Here is an 18,850-nt window from a genome sequence, read left to right as displayed (position 1 = left end):
CCGGAGCGGTTGCCGCCGCTATGTCCGGGTTTCGAGGCGTGATTGCTTCGACGGGGTTAGTATCTCAAACCTTGCGCATTTTGTAAACTATTTGTAAAATATAATTGTACATATAATGCTTGCCTTTTCGTGATTTATAAACTACAATTGACCAATGAAAACGATCAACCAAACCGCCACGTTCATGACGTGGGAACGCAAGCTCAAGGATCACCGCGCAAAGGCGATCATTGCGGCGCGGGTCTTCCGGGTAGCCAACGGCCTTTTGGGTGACGTTGAGCCGGTCGGTCAGGGCGTTAGCGAGTTACGCATTCACTACGGCCCCGGCTACCGGGTCTATTTTCAGCAACGCGGCAATGAGCTTGTGCTGTTGTTGTGCGGCGGCGACAAAAGCAGCCAGGCACGCGATATAGAAACCGCCAAGATGCTTGCCAGTCAGTGGAGTGAGGACGAATGAAAGAGCCAATCTATGAATATGATCCAGCGGCAGCGCTGACCGATCCTGAAAGCATTGCCATTTTTATGAGCGATGCTTTTGAAACCGGCGACGCTGGCTACATTGCCAAAGCGCTAGGTGTTGTTGCCCGAGCTAAAGGCATGACAGAGCTGGCCAAAGAATCCGGGTTATCCCGTGAGCAGCTTTACCGCTCGTTCAGTGACAAGGGCAATCCAACCCTAAAAACCATGCTCGCCGTCATGCGCGCTGTCGGCCTCGATCTGACAACCCGGCAACACGCACACCCTTGATTCTCGCGTGCGAGAAAAGCGGCGATTTGCTTGACGCCGCCGCTCTCGCGATCCGCTACCGAACGATGATGATGAGCCACTGGTGAACGTGGAAGGTCGGGCAAGCCGTCCTGCAGGACGGCGCGCAGGCCGAAGGCCGGAGGTAAGCGGAGCGCGCAGCCCGGAACGGGCGAAGGCGTGAGGATTGAAGCCCGAAGTGTCGGCTGTCGAAATAAATGCGAAATATTGCAAATAACTGCGACTAAAAATCCCGCACTAGGCGGGCGTGAGTGGAGCGGCATTTCCTAGTTATTTCTGGTAGGGGACGATAGAGAAAACGGAAAAAATCGCTAAGCGCTTCGCCTGTCAGGTTGAGGCCGACGCTGGAGCGTCAGGAAATGCAGAAATCGACCCCAAGCAGCCTGTGGTGAGAGGCAACAATCGGCCAGAAGCGGCCACTTGCACAGTCTGCTATAGAGCGCTCCTTGTAGACTGAAATAACAATCTGTTGCACGCACCCGAAAGTCCACCAGGGTAGGAATGGATCAATGATCAATCAGATAGACATCGCAAGCTTCGGCAGCTTTTCCGGGCTAGAGTGGAAGAAAGCCGTTAGGGACAGCGGAAAAAACGTTAAGACCTTCCAGCGTCTGAATATCCTCTACGGGCGCAACTACTCGGGCAAGACGACCCTTTCTCGTGTCTTTCGTGCACTGGAGACGCATAGACTCCCCTTGAACTACGCTGGCTCGTCCTTCACCGTTACGGGCGACAAGGGCGCAGTCACCTGCTCGGGCCTACTGACTCACAACTATGACGTGAGGGTCTACAACCGCGACTTTGTGACTGATAACCTCAGCTTCTTGGTCAATCAGGATGGCGGCGAGATCAAGACCTTCGCCATAGTCGGTGAGCAGAACAAGGAGATTGACGACGCCATTGCTGCCATCGAGGCTAAGCTGGGAAGCGTTGAGGCCAAGGCTGGCCTTCGCTTTGACCTTGAGGCCACGAGAAAAGAGCGAGACCGCACCAAGACCGACCACAGTACCGCTTTCACTGCACTGGAAGGCAAGCTGCGTTCGCATGCCGCTGACAAGATCAAGAAGAACCTCCAGTACGGCGTTCCCGTGTACAACATCGACCACATCAGACGCGACATTGCCGCCACTACGAAGGCTGAATTCGTCCCGCTGACGCTTCAGGAGCAGGCTGGCAAGCTTGCACTGCTCAAGCAAGAAGCTTTGCCTGACATAACAGACACGCTTGCCATTGCCCTCCAGTTTGATTCCTTGAAAAGCCAAGCCGAGCCAATTCTGTCCAAAGTGATCACGCCGACCAAGCCCATTCAAGAACTACTCAACGACAGCGTATTGCAACTGTGGGTCAAGCAAGGTATCGCCCACCACCGTGATAAACGCGAAGTCTGTGCCTTCTGCCGGCAGAGCTTGCCTCATGACATTTGGCAGAGGCTGGACGAGCACTTCAGCAAGGAATCCGGTGATCTTGAAACCGCTTTGGACAATGCCATCACCTCAGTCAATGGCGAGATTGCGGCCGTCGCTGGCTTCGTCTCGTTGAGAAGCGATCAGTTCTACACGGAGGAACGTTCTGACTTTGACACGAGCAGCAAGGCGCTTGCCGAGGCATTGGGCGTCTACAAGAAAGACATGGAAGCGCTCAAGAAGTTGCTGGAAACACGAAAAAGCAATCTGTTCCACTCCGTGGCACTGCTGCCGTCACTGCACGACCCCAAAGAAATCCAGAAGCATGTGGACGCCATCAATACTTTGATTGCCACAAACAATGGCAAGACAAAGACTCTGGAAAAAGACAAGACTGCCGCCAGAGATGCGCTTCGGTTGGCTGACGTGTTTGCGTTTGCGGACGCGATTACCTATGACACGGAATTTGCCCGCATAGCGACCCTCAAGACCAGCGCCGATACCGCAGGCACGGCATATACGGACGCAGAAAAGGAAATTCGTGACGCCGAGGCAGAAGTTCAAACCTTAAGAGCCAAGCAGAAGGATGAGCGCAAAGGGGCCGAGCGAGTCAACTCCCTGCTCAACAACTTCTTCGGTCATGACGGCCTCAAGCTTGAGCCTCGTGACAGTGCTGACAAGGCAACTGTCAAGTTCGAGATCACACGAGACGGCAAGGCCGCGTACAACCTAAGCGAAGGCGAATGCAGTTTGATTGCCTTCTGCTACTTCATTGCTAAATTAGACGATCCAGAGAGCAAGGGTAAAGAACTGATAATCTACATTGACGACCCAATTTCAAGCTTGGACAGCAACCATATATTTTTTATGTTCAGCTTAATTGAAAGCTTGATCGCTAAGCCAATAAAAAAAACTGATGGTTCAAACGGTTACCGCTACAAGCAGCTTTTCATTTCAACACACAATTTGGACTTTCTGAAATATCTCAAGCGTCTGTCCATTCCAAACAAGAAAATACCTGCGGGCGAAGGTAAGACCAAGAGCGTTTACGACCACGAGCATTTCATGATTGAGCGCAACGGGGCAGCAAGCAACATCCTGCTCATGCCGTCTTATCTCAAAGACTACATCACTGAATTTCACTATCTGTTTCATCAGATCTATAAGTGCAAAGATCAGGCTGCCGCACAAATGAGCCACGAACCGTTCTTTGGCTTCGGCAACAATTTGCGAAAGTTCCTTGAGGCTTTTCTTTTCTTCAAGTACCCCTATCATGACGACAGGAGCGACACTTTTGAACGGATAAAAAAGTTCTTTGGAGAGGAGGAAGACACGGCCATTGCTCTTGTCAATCGCCTTAACAATGAGTTCTCTCACTTGGAAGCTGTTCCAGACAGAAGCTTTAAGCCAGTAGAAATTCCAGAGATTGCTAAAGTAGCGAACTACGTCTTGGATAAAATATATGCTTCTGATGCTGTCCAATATAATGCCCTATTGAAAAGCATTGGTGAACCCGAACGAGTGGCTTGATGTACAAGCATTCCAGAGCAAAGGGTAGTGTTGATTTGCCAGAAGGAGTCCTCAAATCTGAGGACTCCTTTCACGGTTGAATCTGTGGACGCTTTGAAAGAACTCATATTGGCTGTAAAGCTTGAGCTGGATTAGCGCCGAATCGTGGCGGCATGGCATGCTTAGATCTAGTTTTTCACCGCCAAAACCTCAACGGCTGCTGACAATAATCGGCGATTACCATCCCTTCCTCATCAGTGTCTCGAAATCTCGGCGTGACAAGACTTGCGCGCAGTTGCGCCAGTCGTTATCGGTTGGTCGCATGGTTGCGTTGTAGCGCAGATCGAAGCCAGTTTCCTGCTTCTGGGCATTGATGTACTGATCCATCAGCTCCCCGAGATGCTCAATGTCGTCAATCCATTCGTCCTTGATGGTATCCGGCAACGAACCGAACAGATCGAAGCGGTCCTTCATACGCTCGGAAAGGCGGTCGTAGACTTTTTCGTCCACCGTCTGCTCGTTCACGAGGTTGAGCATGTCCACTTTGTCGCGTGTCTGACCGAAACGCTTGATGCGGCCGATGCGTTGTTCGAGTTTGGTCGGGTTCCATGGAAGGTCAACGTTGATTAGCGCGCCCAGCGTCTGCAGGTTGAGTCCCTCACAGGCTGCATCGGTGGCGACCATAAGGCGAAGCTTGCGATCCGCGACCATGCGCTTGAGGGTTTCACGCTCGATGGCCACGCTGTCACCTTGTCGATAGAGCCGGCTGCGACCAGCCCCTGCATAAAGACCTACCGCCTCATCGGGGTAGCGTGCAGCGAGCGATTCAGCCACCCAGCGGGCGGTGTCGTAGTATTGGCTGAAAATGATGCAGCCAAGCTCACGCCAGCCCTCGTTCTCCAGGTAGTGCAGGATTGCCTTAAGTTTTGGATCTTCCTTGACCAGCTTCAGGCGATCTAGCAGCCGCTCCAGGGCCAGCTGCTCATCGGTGCTTTGTACTTGCACCGAAACCTCACCCTCATCGCTTTCTTCAGTGATCGTCTCGCCGCCCAGCAATTTGGTGGCGGTGTTGATCCCTGCGACGATACTGCTGCATATGCGCTGCTCCATCAGGTTTTTCATGAAGCCGCTTCCACGTCCGCTGCTGGCCAAAGCCTTACCGAAGCCACGAGCCTGGTTGTAAGCCTCGCGGAAGTCCTCACTGGAACGCAGAGCCAACCCCTCAAATAGGGCATGGAAGCGGTGGACATCCTTTACCAATCCGACATCAGGATGGACGTCCACCCCAATGGCCTTGAGAAGCCCCTCATTTTCAAGCGTGGTACGTTTGCGCAGCACCACATGGCGCACAAATGGATTCTCGCGTTGGAAGAAGCTAGCCCCAGCGACACGGCGCTCCAGTGCATCCTCCATAACCTCACGGGCATCCTCACCCAGCTCGGAGTATGAGCCGCCAAGCCACTCGCTCTGCGGTAGCCCAAGATCCTGGCGAATCAAGCTGTAAAGCCGCCGAGCTTGGCTGTCTTGAGTTGAGTTAACGGTAGGCAATGGGGCACGAAGCAACCGCCAAGCATAACCTGCATCCGTCACGTCCTCTTCCCCAGAGAGGATCGGGATAATGTCCTTGGGCCTGTGCCATTCTGAAAAATCTCCGCCCAGAACGAAGTTACCTTTGCCCTGGTGCAGAATCCGAACCAAGTCCCACAGGTCTTCCCTACGAGTCTGGATTGGCGTTGCCGTCCCTAGGAGAACATGATCAGAGCGGGCAGAAATGTCACGGATGAACGCCAGCAACTCATTCGGTGTACCCGCGTCCTTGCCCATTCCCTGCCGAGTGCGTGCCTTGTGAGCCTCATCGAGTATTACCAGCCCAAAGCCGCCACGGAGCCCGAGTAGGTGCGCCTTCTCTAGCGAGTCACGCAGCATCAGGCCAGTTGAGATGATGCCGATTCTCAGTGGACAGTTTGCAACATGGCCAGCGCCCTCGGCAGATATCGCTCGCCCTTGCTCATCGAGCCAGGCTTTCTGCTGCGTCTGCCATCGCGCACAGGGGATACCCAACTTGTCCATCATCTCGGTCTGCCACTGCTCACAGAGCGTTGCCGGTGCAAAGATGATGACGGGCTTACTGCGCCCTTTCTGCTCGGCCAGCAGGCTTAACGCAAGTGCAGCCGTGCCCATGGAAAGTGTTTTTCCTAAGCCGACCTCATCTGCTAACAGCAAGCGGACAACGCCATATTCTTGGTAATGCTTCAGGCACTCTGTGACGAATCCCTGTTGCCAGGGTTGCAAAGAGAACCCTTCGCGATACAGCGGCGACTCGATTAGGGCAGCAGGGGCAATTTGCTCAGGTTCTTCCACCTCTTCGATGGATACCTCATGGCGGTGGCTGCGCCGAGTAATTTCCCGGCAAACCGCATCCGGCAGGGGCTTGGCAGCATTCCATAGATACTCAAACTCAGCTTCGATCCAGGCTACCCCTTCCGGAGAGTCATCGGACCAGAGGATTTCGTAGTGGCTCTGCCAACCACTGCTGGTCTCGTTCATTGAGCCAATGAAGCCTAGCTTGCGGCCATCGGCCAGATCGATCACCCCTGCCTTACCATGCACGAAGCCACAGGCGCTATCAGGCGCAACCCGGATAACTTGGCCACGCTTCTCCAGAAAAGAGGCCAGCTGCTGGTAGCGTTCGCGATTCAACAGCGATTCAATCTCAACCGAGCGTTCGTTCAGCTTGCCCAGCAGCTTGGCCTCACACACCTGAGCCACCCGCAGGTCCTCTGCCTGAATGTCCGCATTGCAAACAATCTGCACCTCGGGAATCTGATCGATCAGCTCTCCGGCGACCTCAAACAGCGAACTGGTGAAGTAGCCGGCGATTCGCCGATAGCGTCGAGCGCCTTTGAGGTGCTCGACAAGAAAGCTCTGATCCAGCGCATGGATGCGCGAGGACAAGCGGGTGATCGTCATGCCTTAACCTCTCAGGAGTCCAGTCGCTGCGTTTGCATCCGTGAAACAAGAACCTCTGCAGCGGAACGCACAGCTTCATTGCGGGACTTATTCTCCAAGAAGCGGACCAGATCGATCAGCTTTGGACGGACTTCGAGGTAGTCAGGCAGATCCTCCATCAGTGTTTTGACCACAGATTGCGGTTCGACATCAGTTAGCAGCTGCTGAATAGCGATGATCAGATGGCCCAGCCAAGTTGGGCCAATTTCCGTGCTATCGGTCAGCTCACGGGAGCCGAACTCATCAACTTGCTTCAGCCGCGAGCCATTGGCCGTCATGCTAGCCATGACTTTTGTGTAGTCATCCACACGGAAGGCCTTGGCAAAGTTCTGGTAGTTATCCAGCTTTGAGGCACCGGCCGACTCCATATCCAGCATGCGCAAGTAGAAGCGCTGAACGCCATCAATGGCTTGCCAGGTATCCAGACCTACCCCTTCAGGTACCAACAGGCCGTTGGCTGCCTCGGAGGCTTGCTGGACGATTTCATCCACCACAGTAATCTCGCCTTTGACGCGGGGCCGCAAGGCGAACGTGGTGACATCGGTCTCGCCTATCTTGGTGTAGGCGGTAAGCACTTTTAGGGCAGCAGCATAACCGGCCATCTGCAGGTCAGCATCGTTGAATACTGGCTCACCCATCCTAGCCCTTGTTTCATCGTTGAGGTGCATCATCTGCTCGATTTGCGCCGCAACTTCCTTGCGTACTATCGGTAGAATGCGTTGTTTGAAGCCGACCTTTTCGCCAGCAGATCGCTTGCGCAGCATTAGAATTACCGTGCCTTGGACATAACCTCCTTTTTTTTGCTCAGAGGTAGTCTCGGTAGCAATGTACCAAGCAGCTATTACTTGTAAACCTGCTGCCCAGAATATACCCACCATGTCAGACCAAACCTCGGTGCTTTGATGGGTAAACATTACGCATTGCATGCCATTATCAGGCATGTTCTGAGTCGTGGCGGAATAAGCTTCTATCATTCCTCTTCGAAATGCATCGCCATCGCCTTTGATGGCAAGTGCGCGCCGTGAGTCCCATGTCCACTCATTAAATGGAGCGGGAGGATTTTTTCTTAGCCATGCGATGAAGAATTCCGTTATCTCGTGGTAGTTGACTGCATCAGCGTATGGCGGGTCTGTTATGAATATGTCAGATGGAAATGATATTTCATTTGCGGGGCATGACGAGATATTGGTCTTTAGGGATGTGACGTGCCCCCCATCCCCAAACTCTACTATAGAGTGGTTCTCAAGATTGGAGATCGCTCTAACAGCAAAATTGTAGAGCGTGTTTAGTGCTTGGTTTGAGAAAGTATTGACCTGATTTTCATGTCTTGTTGAAGTAGCCCATCGACACAGTCGTGTATTCCATTCAATAGATTTTGATTGGACTGCTACCAGTGCGGCTTTGATCTCGCCATCAGGCAATGCATTTAATTTGCTCTTGTAAAGCGAGAAAATTAACAATTGCCTTGGGTTGAACATGTGATGCCAATACTTCCATCCGCGCTCGCGAATGGGCTGGTCCGTATTGTATCCTGGTTCAATTTCCATGTCTGGCACAAAGCCATGCACTTGCCAGTCACTCAAGTCTTTACTTACGATCTCTTCAACCATCTTCTCTCGTTCGAGATCTTGCAGGCTAACACTGGAGAAATAGGTCTCCTTTCTGGGTTTGTTGACTGAACTATTTGTTATCCACTGTATGCAATAAAGTCTTTCTTGAAAAATATCATCAATTCGAGGCTTGAAGTCGGAAACAGTCCACGGCCTCAAACGATTTACTGTCGCGCCAGACTCATCACGATAATCGCCTCGCAGGCTCTTGATAGAGCTCCTGTATGTCTTTCCATCTACTTCGTAGACTACAAAGCCACCTTGAACTGTTCCTTGTGCAGCTTTGTTCATCTCATCTTGGCTGACGCCCGATAAAATTTCTATATCAAATATTTTTTCTTCGTGATTCGGAACTAGTTTGGCTATAACATTGCGCTGCATTGAAATGACCCAGTTGGGCGCTAGAGGAATCATCCAGCCAGTTTCAGGGCAGCGAACTTCCATGCAGTACAGGTAAACTTTTGCCCGATTCCCATCCTCGTCATGCTCGATGCCCAGAGAAGAAATCTCTTGATCTACTTCTTCAGCAACTTCACGCTGGGCAAATTCAATCTCACGGCGTACCTCTGGGGAGGCCCCTATGATGTTGATCGCTCCCCACGTCAACATACAGGCAATTGGATTTAAATCGGATGCGAAAACTTCACATCCCATTCTGGCCGCCTCAAACGGTATTGATCCGCCTCCAGAAAATGTGTCAGCAACCCTGGGGCAGTGTCCGAAGCGTAAAATACCCAGCTGCTCAATTAGCTGCTCTATCGAGTAAGCATTTATCCCAAACTGTCCAAGGCGCTCGTTTACTAAGGCCCAGACGGGGGCCAGCAGGAACTGTTGGTTAACCTCTTCAGGACGCTTACACAACAGCGAGCGCTCCTCGTAGGTCGGCAGAGTGTCGAGCGCCTGAGCATAGATCTCAGATTTGGCCTCGTCGCTAATACTGCGCTTCCAGCTTATTCTGATCCCCTTCTCCGCGACATCCACCGGAAACCACCAGATAGCCACATCCTGCTCTCGCAGGTGGCTGCCTTCAGGGATTTTGAAGTCGAAGTAGTTCCAGGGGGTCTTCAGGGTAATCATCTTGGCAATGTCAGCCGGCTTGAGCGCCGCCTGGTCGACCGCCCTGCGGCCAAGGCCCCGGTTGTCAAATGCCATCAGTGCCTCGAAAAGCTCAAGATCCTGCTCCGCATCTTCGGTTGCCGGCAGTAGGCTGCCGAGGATGATGGCACGTACCAAAATCAACGGCTTACGCCCCTTCCAATAAGAGCCCAGTGCCGTCAGGGTTTGACCAGCGCCGGCCTTACGCTCCCGCTGCGCCTCAAATGACACCTTTTGTGCTGGGAATACTGTTTCGATGAGAGCCGGCGCATCCTTAAGAGAGAAAGGCACCTGTACGGGTGTCATTGCGGTCATTGCGGTCATTTCGGTCTTCCTTAATCGAACAGGCCCAATGTTGGACGCTCAGTATCTGGTTTGCGGGATTTCACAGCCTGCGGCTTGAATAGTTCTGTCTGCGCTACGTCGCCCAGTGCGTGCCGGAGAGCCAGTCGCCAACCCTTGTTGCCGTCATGTACGCCGCCTGTACTCATAGCGGTCATGCCGAACAGCCACCAGCGTTCTTCGGGGCGTAAGGCCAGCCAATTGCGTACTGCAACTGGAATCTTCTCAGGGTTCATGTCTTCAACCGCCCAGGCCAATACGCAGAGCTCTTTGCCAAGCAGACGATCCACAGGGTTATCACCCACTTTCCAGGCGCTAACACGCAGGTTGTGCTCCTTCAGGCGTACATTGAATGCCCGCTGAACCTCACTGCGGATCGCCGTCCAGCGCGAGCGCTCAATCACAACGCGCTCGATGATGCTGGTTTGCTGATCCTGAGCCTGCAGTCCGAGGCTTTCGATGATGCGAACTGCGCCAGTCGAGCTCTTGGGCACCTCCACCATGAAATGATGAGGGTCTGTGGTGGCAGGCACACCAAAACCGATGGTCGGGCGCTCAGGTGCCTTGGTTTTTTTGGCTCCACTTACAGTTTTACTGGGGGAACGAGCCATGCCTGACTCCTCTTTACGTAATGCGTTGGCCATGGTCATTCTTCCTGGATCACATCGCCAGGACGCAGCTCAACACCACTGAGTTTGGCGAACTCCTTGGCAGCGAAGCCGTTCTCAAAGGCTGCTCCGCTTCGAATCTGAACGGTAACGGTTTCTTGCTCATTCCCCAGGGCCTTGCGCAGCCCATTGATGGCTGCCTCGATCACTGAAGCCGTAACCTCGCGCTCAACAAAGTTGATGCTAACGGTGTTCTCACCTTCACCAATTTGGATACGCACCCCTTTGAAGGTGGCCGGCGAGCTTTTGAAGGAATTGAGTACGCCGAACACCCTTTCGGTGCTGTCGAGCGACACCTTCTTGTTCTCAGCCAACTTTGCCGGCTTGGCGTCATCGATCTGAACCTGTTTGTCGTTGGCGGCTGGGATCTGGAAGTCGGCAGTACGAGTAGCCTCGCCCGCGCAGGCATAGACCATCAAACGCGCTGCTTGTGAGCCGACCTCGAAGGGGGCTCCATACAGTTCCCCATCCTTCGGGTTGGAGCCGTCCAGGGTGTAACGCATATCGGCCGCAGGCACGCAGGTGATGGTGACCATGCGCTTGTCGGCAATGGCCTGGACCTGATGGCGTACGCGAAGCTCCGCCACCCAGCGTTGAGGCTCGCCAGTTTCATGTTTGCCTTCGCTGTCCACGGCGAGGAAGTACAAGGTTGCTGCGTCGGTCGTGAAGTTATCCAGGTCTTCGATCTTAGGGTCGTTGGTGCTGACCTTGGCGGTCTGCGCGTAATAAACCACTGGGCTCTGGCCCGCATTGCGGGGAATCAGGGCCAGGGTGGTTTCGCCTGTCGCTTCGTTCGAGGCATGCACGGTCACGTTCACTGCAGTTTTTTCTGCCGCGAACGGCCCTTTCTCGATATAGCCGTCAGTCCCTTGTCGCCAGCGGCCTTGCTTCAGGGCTTCTGTCTTGAGGGTATCCATGCCACCGGCACCGGGCATCCAGGCCCAGATCGGATTGCTCTTGGCGCGCATCAGCACGTCTTTCCATGGCGTTCTGCGGTCGTTCGCCGGCCAAAGATCCTCTTCCGCCATCGCCCAGTAGGTGCCCGGTTCTTCCAACAAATTGAGGATCAGTTTGTAATTGGCGCGGGGGCTGGCGAGAAGCTGCTCAATTTGATGTTCGGCAGAGTTAGTGCCTTGTCCCATGTTCAGGCCATTATCGATTGTGGCTTGCATGAGTTGGGCATTGCCGGTCATCTCGTCGATGGCTGGGAAGTAGATCCGATTGTAGGTGCCGGAAAGTGCTTTGTTGAAGCGCTGCTGGGCATCTTCCTGGCGATCACGTGCCTCCTCGAAGAGGCTGTCACCGTCCTTCAAGCGCTTGCAGATGGACTCAATTGCATACAGATCGCGCAGACGATCTTCGACGATATCGGCGAGATAGCTGTCCTGACCAGACAGCACCATGAAATTGTTCTTTTCTTGCTGGTACTCGAAGAAATTGACCAGCTCGCTCGGCGGCAGCTTGCCGTCCGGGCGCACCACAATCAGAACACGAGGCCCACTCAGCTTTAGATCGTTCAGTCGCGGCAGCACCTGGACATCTTGGTAGGCAGCCTTGCTAACCGGCTGCAACACAGCTGTGAGCTTGTTGATCAGTGCCTGATCGATCTTCGGCTGAGGGATGTCGCGAGCATTTCGTTCAATCTGGCGAGAGAGGTTTTCTGTTTCTTTAATAAAGAAACGCTCCTCTTCGCGATGCAGATACCACGCCTGCTCACGCAGTTTCTCCAGAGCGGTCTTGAACTCATCTGACTTACGGTTAGGGGCTGCCAAGAACTCGATGATCTCTGCCTCGGTCAGGCCGATTCGACCGCCGACCGCCCGAGAGAATGAGGACGCTAGCAACAGGGCACCGACCTGCTGAGCGGCATCGCTGCCTAGGTTGGCATCGATTTCTTCAGCGATGGACTGACCATCGTCGGCAATATCGTGGGCCATGGCCGGGCGGAGCGAGTTGGCAATGCGTCCGACCTCCTCACGCACTGCATCGTCATTCAGACGCAGGTGCTGAGCCCCAGCCAGGAAGACATCATCGGTCTCGCGGTCATCGACGCTCTTGAGCAGGCGCGCAGCGAACTGCATCAGGCCTCGTGTCTGTCGAAAGCCCTCGTTCTCCTTGAACAAGGCAACCAGATGCTTGAAGGAGGGGTGGAACGGGTAGGTTTCCCTTACCTGCTGGGCGACCTGTTCCAGGCTTGTCGCCACAATGTATCCACCATCAGCTGCTGCCTTGATACGCTGAGCATATTCCTCGGCTACATCATTAATGACGGACTCGTCGGGCAGCTCCAGAATCAGCCGCTTCTTCAGGATCTCGTAGATCTCGTTACCAGCCAGTTGGACGGGGGTGATGGTGCTGGCCTGGCGACTGGCTTCTTGCTGGAGGTTAGAGATTGCTTCGGCAATTGCCTTGGTCTGAGCCACATAGCTGCCGGATAGGTTGGCAATCACAATGCAGCAACGTGGTAGCTCCAAGGCAGCGCTCATCAGGCAGCTGAGCGTGTAGGTGCTTACAGTAGCCAGCGTACCGCCACCGATGACAGTGGTGCTGGCGATTTCTAGGTAAGGCGGCAGCTCATCAAGCATGATCAGCGTCGGCTTGTCTCCGATGATTTTCTTCCAGCCAGCCTGATCGACCGCACGAGGGCCATTGACCCAGTAGGGCTTGACGGCCTCTTCTTCGCCAAGTTGGGTGGCGATCTCACCCCAGATGTAATTCTCAGGGGTATTACGACCATTGAATGCCGCTATTCGCACCTCACCAACATCGATCCGCTTAGCAAGATCGGGTGACAGCACCTCACTGCGCAGATGCGGGTGCTTAGCCAGCAGGCCGAGGGCAATCATCATGTGGGTCTTACCACCACCCATTGCCTGGGTCAGCTCGAAAACCGCCTGGTCTGATTTGCCATCCAGCCGCAACATGCCCTCGCGGAACAGCTGTTCCATGCCCGAGGTGATGTAGTTTCGTGCAAAGAACTCGCGGCCATCGCCCTCATCGGAGATAAGGGCAGAAAGGTTCTCGATCCCCTCGCTCATCCGGTAGTCGCGAATGATGGGGTTAAATGTGCATGCCTGCTTGACTGTCTTGAGCATCTGCTCGACTCCCTGAGAATTACTTAATCGTTGCTCGACTGACTGGAGGGTTTGGTGGGCTGCGGAATGGAAAGCTCCTGGCTCACCTGCTGCAGAAACCACTCGCGCATGGTCAGCCCACGCGCCTTAAGTGCGGCATAGATCTTCAGCTTTTGAGCAGGATCAACCTCGATCACAACGCGATTGCTAGTTTTCATCGGCATAGGCATCTGGCTCGGATCTGTAACGTGACGTGATGTTATGTTCTAAGGGAAGGGACTGGAAGTCCTGGTGGACATTAATCCATCTTCTCTTCTTGGTGGGGTCACTCGATTTGGTATTGACCGACGCTCTTGGACGACAGGAGTTTGTGGCTCTAACTAGCTCCTTTCGAGAAATTGCTCGGGGCACTGCACGCTTCCATCGGCCTGCAGCACGGGCAGTGCGGCCTGTGGGGTTTGGAAAATAGACTCAAGTGTCTACAAATTCAGGTCTTATTTATTCATTAGAATGCTGGGAAGCACTGGCGTAGGCCATTGGGGCGTTCCGCTACTGAACGATAATGATGAACCACTTGGGTGAACGCAGAGTGGAGGTTTTGCCCTGGACTGCGGATCCAAGGGGGGCACCCTCTTGGTCGCCGAAGGCATGCCGATGCAACGGCCAGCGCACACAAAAATCTCCCAGCGAGCGGGGCCCGTCAGAGGCCAGAGCGAGCGATGCAGTTATCCACGGGGCGGGAGGCTTCTTACCCGGGCGGTGGGTAACTGCAGGGTGATTTCCTGAGTCGTGCGCAGATCCAGGCCGCGGGCGGTTGCATCGCCCGGGCTGGCCCGGGTTATCGGCGTTTTGTCTGTATCGTACGTAGAAAGCCGGGGTACGAGTGGTGGGCAAAACCCTGGAGGGAGGGTAAAATGTCGGGACGGTCTTTTGCTCCTTCGCAGAAACCTAGAAACCCGCAAGCATTGCCGTGCTGCGGGTTTCGTCGTTTTCAGGCTTCAGAATCATCAGTGATCGACGGCAAATCAGGCAGCATGCCTTCCAGTGATTCTTGAACTGGCGGCCTCTTGCCGTCACCAGCTGGCAACTGAATATCTCCGGGTGCCATGACAGGCGCCTTCAACAGCTTGCCGGTGCCAAGGTCGCTTTGGTCTTCCGACGATACAAGCACTCGGGCATTGAACCGCGCAAAGCGAATGTTTTCGCGGCTGTCAGCCCAAGCGATCCTGCTGTTCACCACGTAAGCCAGTGCACCGCCTCGATCACTGCCGAGCCGGATCGTCTGAATCCAAGCCTGTTCTATCAGCACCGACAAAGCGCGCTTTGTCGTGGCTGTGGATGTTTCCATCAGCTTGGCCAGGGTGGCTTGGCTGGCAATGAGCGCGCCGCTCTTATCCATGTTGGCCACGAGTACCCGCCGTTTGCCTTGTCTGTGTAGAACGTTTCATAGTCGATCGCCAGCTGCTGCAGGCTCCCATGTGGCTCCGTGGGATCAATGTCCAAGATGCTACGCTTAGACGCTTCCCTACAGTAGGGAAGCGTTTGGAGGCTGGGGAGTAACAGCCTGAAAAACCCCTAACTATGTATTCCCCGGAGGGGGGAATAACAAGAGGCGGTTTTTTTGTTGGTGGCCAGCGGGTTTGCTTTGAACCAGGAGCTGGTGATAGACGGGGTGACTTGTCGCCCTGGATGGCACCAGCCAGCAAGCCAATGGCGCGGTAGCCGCTTTTTGGCTGGGATGCGCGGGTTGCTGGCTGAGTTTGTGTAATCAACTTTGAGAAGTGGTCGCGATGCCTGCCAGCTTTTTCGCTTTGCGGCGCTCACGCGCTTTGTCGCCAGGCCAGATCGCGGAGTGATGATTCCAACTTTTGATGGCCTTCTCTACGGTAACGGGTCGTGGGTAACTCCAAGCATCAAGACGAACCTTGCATCCCGTGCAGGCGAAAACGTAACCCGGTTGCACGCGTTCGTAGCCGCACGGCGGATGGTCATAACCGGTCATGCTGACCTGAGCGCCGCACTCCGGGCACTCACTCAGCACCTCTGATTTCTGTCCTGACATATGAGTTTTTCCTTCGTGTCGTAGCTGCATTGGTAAAGCGTTCATGACTGTCCCCAGCCAGCTTAATTGGGCATGGGGAACCTACAGAATTCGGAAAAAATCGTACGCTAAGGGTTTCCGATCAGCAGCAAGAGCCTAATTTTACGTCTTTCGGTATGTCGAGAGATGAAGAAAATTTTTGACATTAGCAATGTAAGCCATTGTTTTAATTCATTAAGCTGTCAATTCCTCTCAGGTGCTAGTCGCAATGGTGACAGCCAAAGCCTCAGGCCGGCTTCCCTCGACCAAGCAATGTTGCCGTGGCTTAACAACATGGCGCTTTGCCTTCGGTCACCGCCGGTCGCATCGTCTCCCCTGATCGGAACACGGACACTACTAAGTTCAGCGTGGCACTCAAAACGGGTAGCAGATCACTCTCCGCGAATGTACTTCTGAAGTTGCTCAATGAGGTCGTGTTGTTCAGAGATAACGTCTTTGACCAAATCTCCAATGGAGACGACGCCAATGAGCTTGTCACCTTCTACAACGGGAAGATGGCGCATGTGGCCTTGGGTCATGAGCTGCATGCAGCGTTGCGTCGTTTCTTTTGGTGTGACCGTAATGACCGGAGTGCTCATGATGGCGCTCACCGATGTCGCCACCGATGCGCGGCCGAGGAGGACCAACCTGCGAGCATAGTCGCGCTCACTGACAATACCGACGAGTTGGTCCAGCTCCTGGACAATAAGTGCCCCTACATTCTTTTCCGCCATACGACTGATGGCCTCAAACACCGTCGCGTCAGGAGAGATTGAGTGGATTTCTGCATGTGCCTTGGCGGCGAGAGTTTGTGCAACGGTTTTCATATTGAATTCCTCATCTATGCACGTGGACCTTCCCTCCCAGCGGTAATTCGGGATGGCCTACGGGATGCTCCCGCCGGGGCTAGAGCCTGGAGATATAAACCCGCATCGATAGATACGGGGATTTACTTCAACTACGACACTACTTTTTAGTCGTCACATCCGAAAAAACAGTCCCTTTAAAAGGGTACTGTTAGTTTCAACCAGTAGGCTTCACCTTCCGCACGATTTCGTACGTTGGATTCCTGTTGCCATTTCGCCGTCAGGAACCAACCTTTGCTGCTGGCATATTTGATCGATGGGCCAATAGCAAGCGCGCGTCCCTTATTATCTTCGATACGCTCACCGTTTTGCCGATCATCCGTAGTTTGCTGATAAACGTAGCCGCCCACACCCACTACCCACCCATTGCCAAGCCCCCAACCTATCGAATAGTCCACGTGAAACTCTTGGCCTGACGTGTAATCGGTAGCGTGGTTTTTCAGGTTGAAGTCATACATTATTTTCGCATCGGCATTCAAACCCTTGGGGTCGATATACGACAATGCCAAGACGGGTTGGATATCCCAGTAGTTGCGACCGATATTGGCCAGGTCGTGACGGTTGTATTCACCGGTAGGAGCCATGATATCGAGGGCGACGATGGTGTGTAGCTTGTCGCTCAGGTGGTAGCCCAGAGCTGCCCCGAACGTCATATCGCCCAACCCTTGCTTCCTTTGCGACTGGCCATTGAGGTCAACCTTGAGGTCAACCAATGGCATGATGGTATGAAACGCTAGGGTCCCCCCCAATATCTGTTGATCGGTGACCCAGATGAAACGCGGATCAATTGAACTGGCCCGCACTCGAAAATCCACCGGCAGTTTTTGCCCATCGTTGCCGCGTAGTGAATCTGCATCGTAATGACTGGCGTAAACAATGCCGTAAAACCCTGGTGGCGGCATGGCTCCGCTCATGTAGTTTTCAGCACCCATTGGATAGCTGGACCCGCCGCTCTCAGTGGCCTGTACGTGGCCTGAAAGTCCTGCTGCCAGCAGGCTCAGACTTGCACCGAATAAACATCCCTGGATGCTGAGTCGTGGTGATGTTTTGATTGTATCAATATTGTTTTTATGGGTATCCGGATTTAATGGTTGATGGGGCTCCTTCACCCCACCAACCTTATACCACCCTCAGATGGTTGATAGATCGACCCCGTAATTGAGTTCCTCTGCGAAATCCGACAGTCCGTAACAGATGGTTTTCTTGTAGAATGGAGAGACCTTCGCAGTTGAGGCCTTCTTCTTGTGCTTCGTGGTGTAGAGCATTCGTGCCCGCATCACCTCGAAGGAGTAACCACGCCCTTCACGGTTCTTGTCCTTGGCCAGTCGGTTGATGGATTCCGTGTAAGCATTGGTGACGGGCATATCCGTCTCGAAGTAGGTCATGATCTCTTCGCGCCAGTTGCCCACCGCTCTGACCAGATCGCTCCAGATTTCCTTCTGGCCTTTCGGGACGGTGGCTATCCACTCGTCCAGGGCGGCTTCTGCCTGGGAGCGCGTGATGGCATCCCAGATGCCGTAGAAGTGCTCCTTGTGCTCGTAGGCGGCCAGCAGTTGCGGGAATGCGCCTGTCCAGGTCTCCATGATCAGCCGCTCTCGGTCTGAGACTTCGTGAGCGCGTTTCAGCAGGATTTTCCGGTCTCCCTTGAGGGTTCGGCTCTGGGAGGGTTTCAGCTCCTTTCTTAGGCCCTTGCGCACCTTCTCCAAGGCATCATTGGCCATGCGCACCACATGGAATTTATCGACCACGATACGGGCCTGTGGTAGCACCGTCTTGACCGCCGTACGGTAGGGGTTCCACATGTCCATGCTGACGATCTCGACCTTCTGCCGGTCTTTCAGCTTCATCAGGTAGTTGGTCACCAAGTCCTGCCGGCGGGTGGTCAGCAGGTCGAGCAGGGTTCTCTCCTCGATGTTGGTCAGAATGCAGCGGTAGCGCTTGTTCAGGTACAGCTCGTCTATACCCAGAATGCGAGGCGTCTCGAATCGGTGCCAGCGCCCCAGGAACTCGGCGCGAGCGCTGAAGATGTCGCGTACCGTCTTCTCGTCCAGGCCAGTCTGCGCCGCCACGAAGGTGTAGGGGTGGTTGAAGGATTCTTTCTCCACGTACTCATGCAGCCGCCGCGTCATGCGGAAGCCGTCCACCATCTCCGGTAGCTGGGGCCTGAAGGAGGTCTTGCAGGCCCGGCAGGTGTACCGGCGACGAACCACCCAGAGGGTGACCCGCTTGCCGTGGATGGGCAAATCACGATAAGGAACATCACGCTTGCCGAACCGCACGATTTCACCCTGCACGCCACATTTCTCGCACGCGATGGGATCGGGTGCGTCCACCTGGAAGTGCATTTCGTCGTCTGTCGACTTGGAGTCCCTGACCTCATAATTTGAGAGGTTAATAAGGCCAGTAACGAGACCCATCATTAATAACCT

General features: G+C 54.1%; 13 protein-coding genes. 3 read left to right on the top strand and 10 right to left on the bottom strand.

Annotated elements, in window-relative coordinates:
• Positions 1-154: 154 nt before the first annotated feature.
• The 3 genes from RGV33_RS33320 (at position 155) to RGV33_RS33310 (ending at position 3,698) form a co-directional block, all read left to right on the top strand.
• Positions 155-457, top strand: a complete 303-nt coding sequence (locus tag RGV33_RS33320) for a type II toxin-antitoxin system RelE/ParE family toxin (RefSeq protein WP_172693435.1) — start codon at positions 155-157, stop codon at positions 455-457.
• Complete coding sequence (locus RGV33_RS33315; RefSeq protein ID WP_032901693.1) at positions 454-747, top strand: addiction module antidote protein; 294 nt, start codon at positions 454-456, stop codon at positions 745-747. Before RGV33_RS33320 ends, RGV33_RS33315 begins: the two co-directional genes overlap by 4 nt.
• 527 nt (positions 748-1,274) lie before the next feature.
• Positions 1,275-3,698, top strand: a complete 2,424-nt coding sequence (locus RGV33_RS33310; protein WP_172693436.1) for an AAA family ATPase — start codon at positions 1,275-1,277, stop codon at positions 3,696-3,698.
• 216 nt (positions 3,699-3,914) lie between these two features.
• Here the strand turns inward: RGV33_RS33310 and RGV33_RS33305 are convergent, their stop codons facing one another.
• The 10 genes from RGV33_RS33305 to RGV33_RS33260 all read right to left on the bottom strand — a co-directional run bounded on the left by RGV33_RS33305 (position 3,915) and on the right by RGV33_RS33260 (position 18,841).
• Positions 3,915-6,647, bottom strand: a complete 2,733-nt coding sequence (locus RGV33_RS33305) for a phospholipase D-like domain-containing anti-phage protein (RefSeq protein ID WP_172693437.1) — start codon at positions 6,645-6,647, stop codon at positions 3,915-3,917.
• A gap of 11 nt (positions 6,648-6,658) precedes the next feature.
• Complete coding sequence (locus RGV33_RS33300; RefSeq protein WP_322148884.1) at positions 6,659-9,715, bottom strand: anti-phage-associated DUF1156 domain-containing protein; 3,057 nt, start codon at positions 9,713-9,715, stop codon at positions 6,659-6,661.
• A gap of 11 nt (positions 9,716-9,726) precedes the next feature.
• Positions 9,727-10,377: an anti-phage-associated DUF3780 domain-containing protein gene (locus RGV33_RS33295; protein ID WP_172693455.1), complete on the bottom strand. Its 651-nt coding sequence runs from the start codon at positions 10,375-10,377 to the stop codon at positions 9,727-9,729.
• A gap of 2 nt (positions 10,378-10,379) precedes the next feature.
• Positions 10,380-13,496 carry an anti-phage-associated DUF499 domain-containing protein gene (locus tag RGV33_RS33290; RefSeq protein ID WP_172693438.1) on the bottom strand — a complete coding sequence of 1,039 codons (3,117 nt, stop codon included), beginning with the start codon at positions 13,494-13,496 and terminating at the stop codon, positions 10,380-10,382.
• 23 nt (positions 13,497-13,519) lie between these two features.
• Positions 13,520-13,693: a hypothetical protein gene (locus tag RGV33_RS33285; protein WP_322148883.1), complete on the bottom strand. Its 174-nt coding sequence runs from the start codon at positions 13,691-13,693 to the stop codon at positions 13,520-13,522.
• Between the two features lie 773 nt (positions 13,694-14,466).
• Complete coding sequence (locus RGV33_RS33280) at positions 14,467-14,883, bottom strand: hypothetical protein (RefSeq protein ID WP_322148882.1); 417 nt, start codon at positions 14,881-14,883, stop codon at positions 14,467-14,469.
• Positions 14,884-15,243: 360 nt separating this feature from the next.
• On the bottom strand, positions 15,244-15,582 hold the full coding sequence (locus tag RGV33_RS33275; protein WP_172693441.1) for a hypothetical protein: 339 nt from the start codon (positions 15,580-15,582) through the stop codon (positions 15,244-15,246).
• A gap of 365 nt (positions 15,583-15,947) precedes the next feature.
• Positions 15,948-16,382: a CBS domain-containing protein gene (locus RGV33_RS33270; RefSeq protein WP_322148881.1), complete on the bottom strand. Its 435-nt coding sequence runs from the start codon at positions 16,380-16,382 to the stop codon at positions 15,948-15,950.
• A 176-nt stretch (positions 16,383-16,558) separates the two neighbouring features.
• A complete protein-coding gene (locus RGV33_RS33265; protein ID WP_322148925.1) occupies positions 16,559-17,422 on the bottom strand; it encodes a SphA family protein in 864 nt (287 codons plus the stop codon).
• Positions 17,423-17,551: 129 nt separating this feature from the next.
• Entirely contained in the window at positions 17,552-18,841 is a 1,290-nt protein-coding gene (locus tag RGV33_RS33260) for an ISL3 family transposase (protein ID WP_023343400.1), read from the bottom strand.
• Positions 18,842-18,850: the final 9 nt, after the last annotated feature.

Source organism: Pseudomonas sp. Bout1 (genome assembly GCF_034314165.1).
In the GTDB taxonomy this organism is placed as follows: Bacteria; Pseudomonadota; Gammaproteobacteria; order Pseudomonadales; family Pseudomonadaceae; genus Aquipseudomonas.
Note: the sequence above shows the minus strand (reverse complement) of the source record. Positions and strands in the feature narration are given on the sequence as shown.

What these genes read in the sequence shown, in the direction of transcription:
- RGV33_RS33310 (WP_172693436.1), top strand. Translation starts at nt 1,275, where the DNA reads ATGATCAATCAGATAGACATCGCAAGCTTCGGCAGCTTTTCCGGGCTA.
- RGV33_RS33285 (WP_322148883.1), bottom strand. Translation starts at nt 13,693, where the DNA reads ATGAAAACTAGCAATCGCGTTGTGATCGAGGTTGATCCTGCTCAAAAG.
- RGV33_RS33275 (WP_172693441.1), bottom strand. Translation starts at nt 15,582, where the DNA reads ATGAACGCTTTACCAATGCAGCTACGACACGAAGGAAAAACTCATATG.
- RGV33_RS33290 (WP_172693438.1), bottom strand. Translation starts at nt 13,496, where the DNA reads ATGCTCAAGACAGTCAAGCAGGCATGCACATTTAACCCCATCATTCGC.
- RGV33_RS33305 (WP_172693437.1), bottom strand. Translation starts at nt 6,647, where the DNA reads ATGACGATCACCCGCTTGTCCTCGCGCATCCATGCGCTGGATCAGAGC.
- RGV33_RS33295 (WP_172693455.1), bottom strand. Translation starts at nt 10,377, where the DNA reads ATGGCCAACGCATTACGTAAAGAGGAGTCAGGCATGGCTCGTTCCCCC.
- RGV33_RS33270 (WP_322148881.1), bottom strand. Translation starts at nt 16,382, where the DNA reads ATGAAAACCGTTGCACAAACTCTCGCCGCCAAGGCACATGCAGAAATC.
- RGV33_RS33315 (WP_032901693.1), top strand. Translation starts at nt 454, where the DNA reads ATGAAAGAGCCAATCTATGAATATGATCCAGCGGCAGCGCTGACCGAT.
- RGV33_RS33320 (WP_172693435.1), top strand. Translation starts at nt 155, where the DNA reads ATGAAAACGATCAACCAAACCGCCACGTTCATGACGTGGGAACGCAAG.
- RGV33_RS33260 (WP_023343400.1), bottom strand. Translation starts at nt 18,841, where the DNA reads ATGATGGGTCTCGTTACTGGCCTTATTAACCTCTCAAATTATGAGGTC.
- RGV33_RS33300 (WP_322148884.1), bottom strand. Translation starts at nt 9,715, where the DNA reads ATGACCGCAATGACCGCAATGACACCCGTACAGGTGCCTTTCTCTCTT.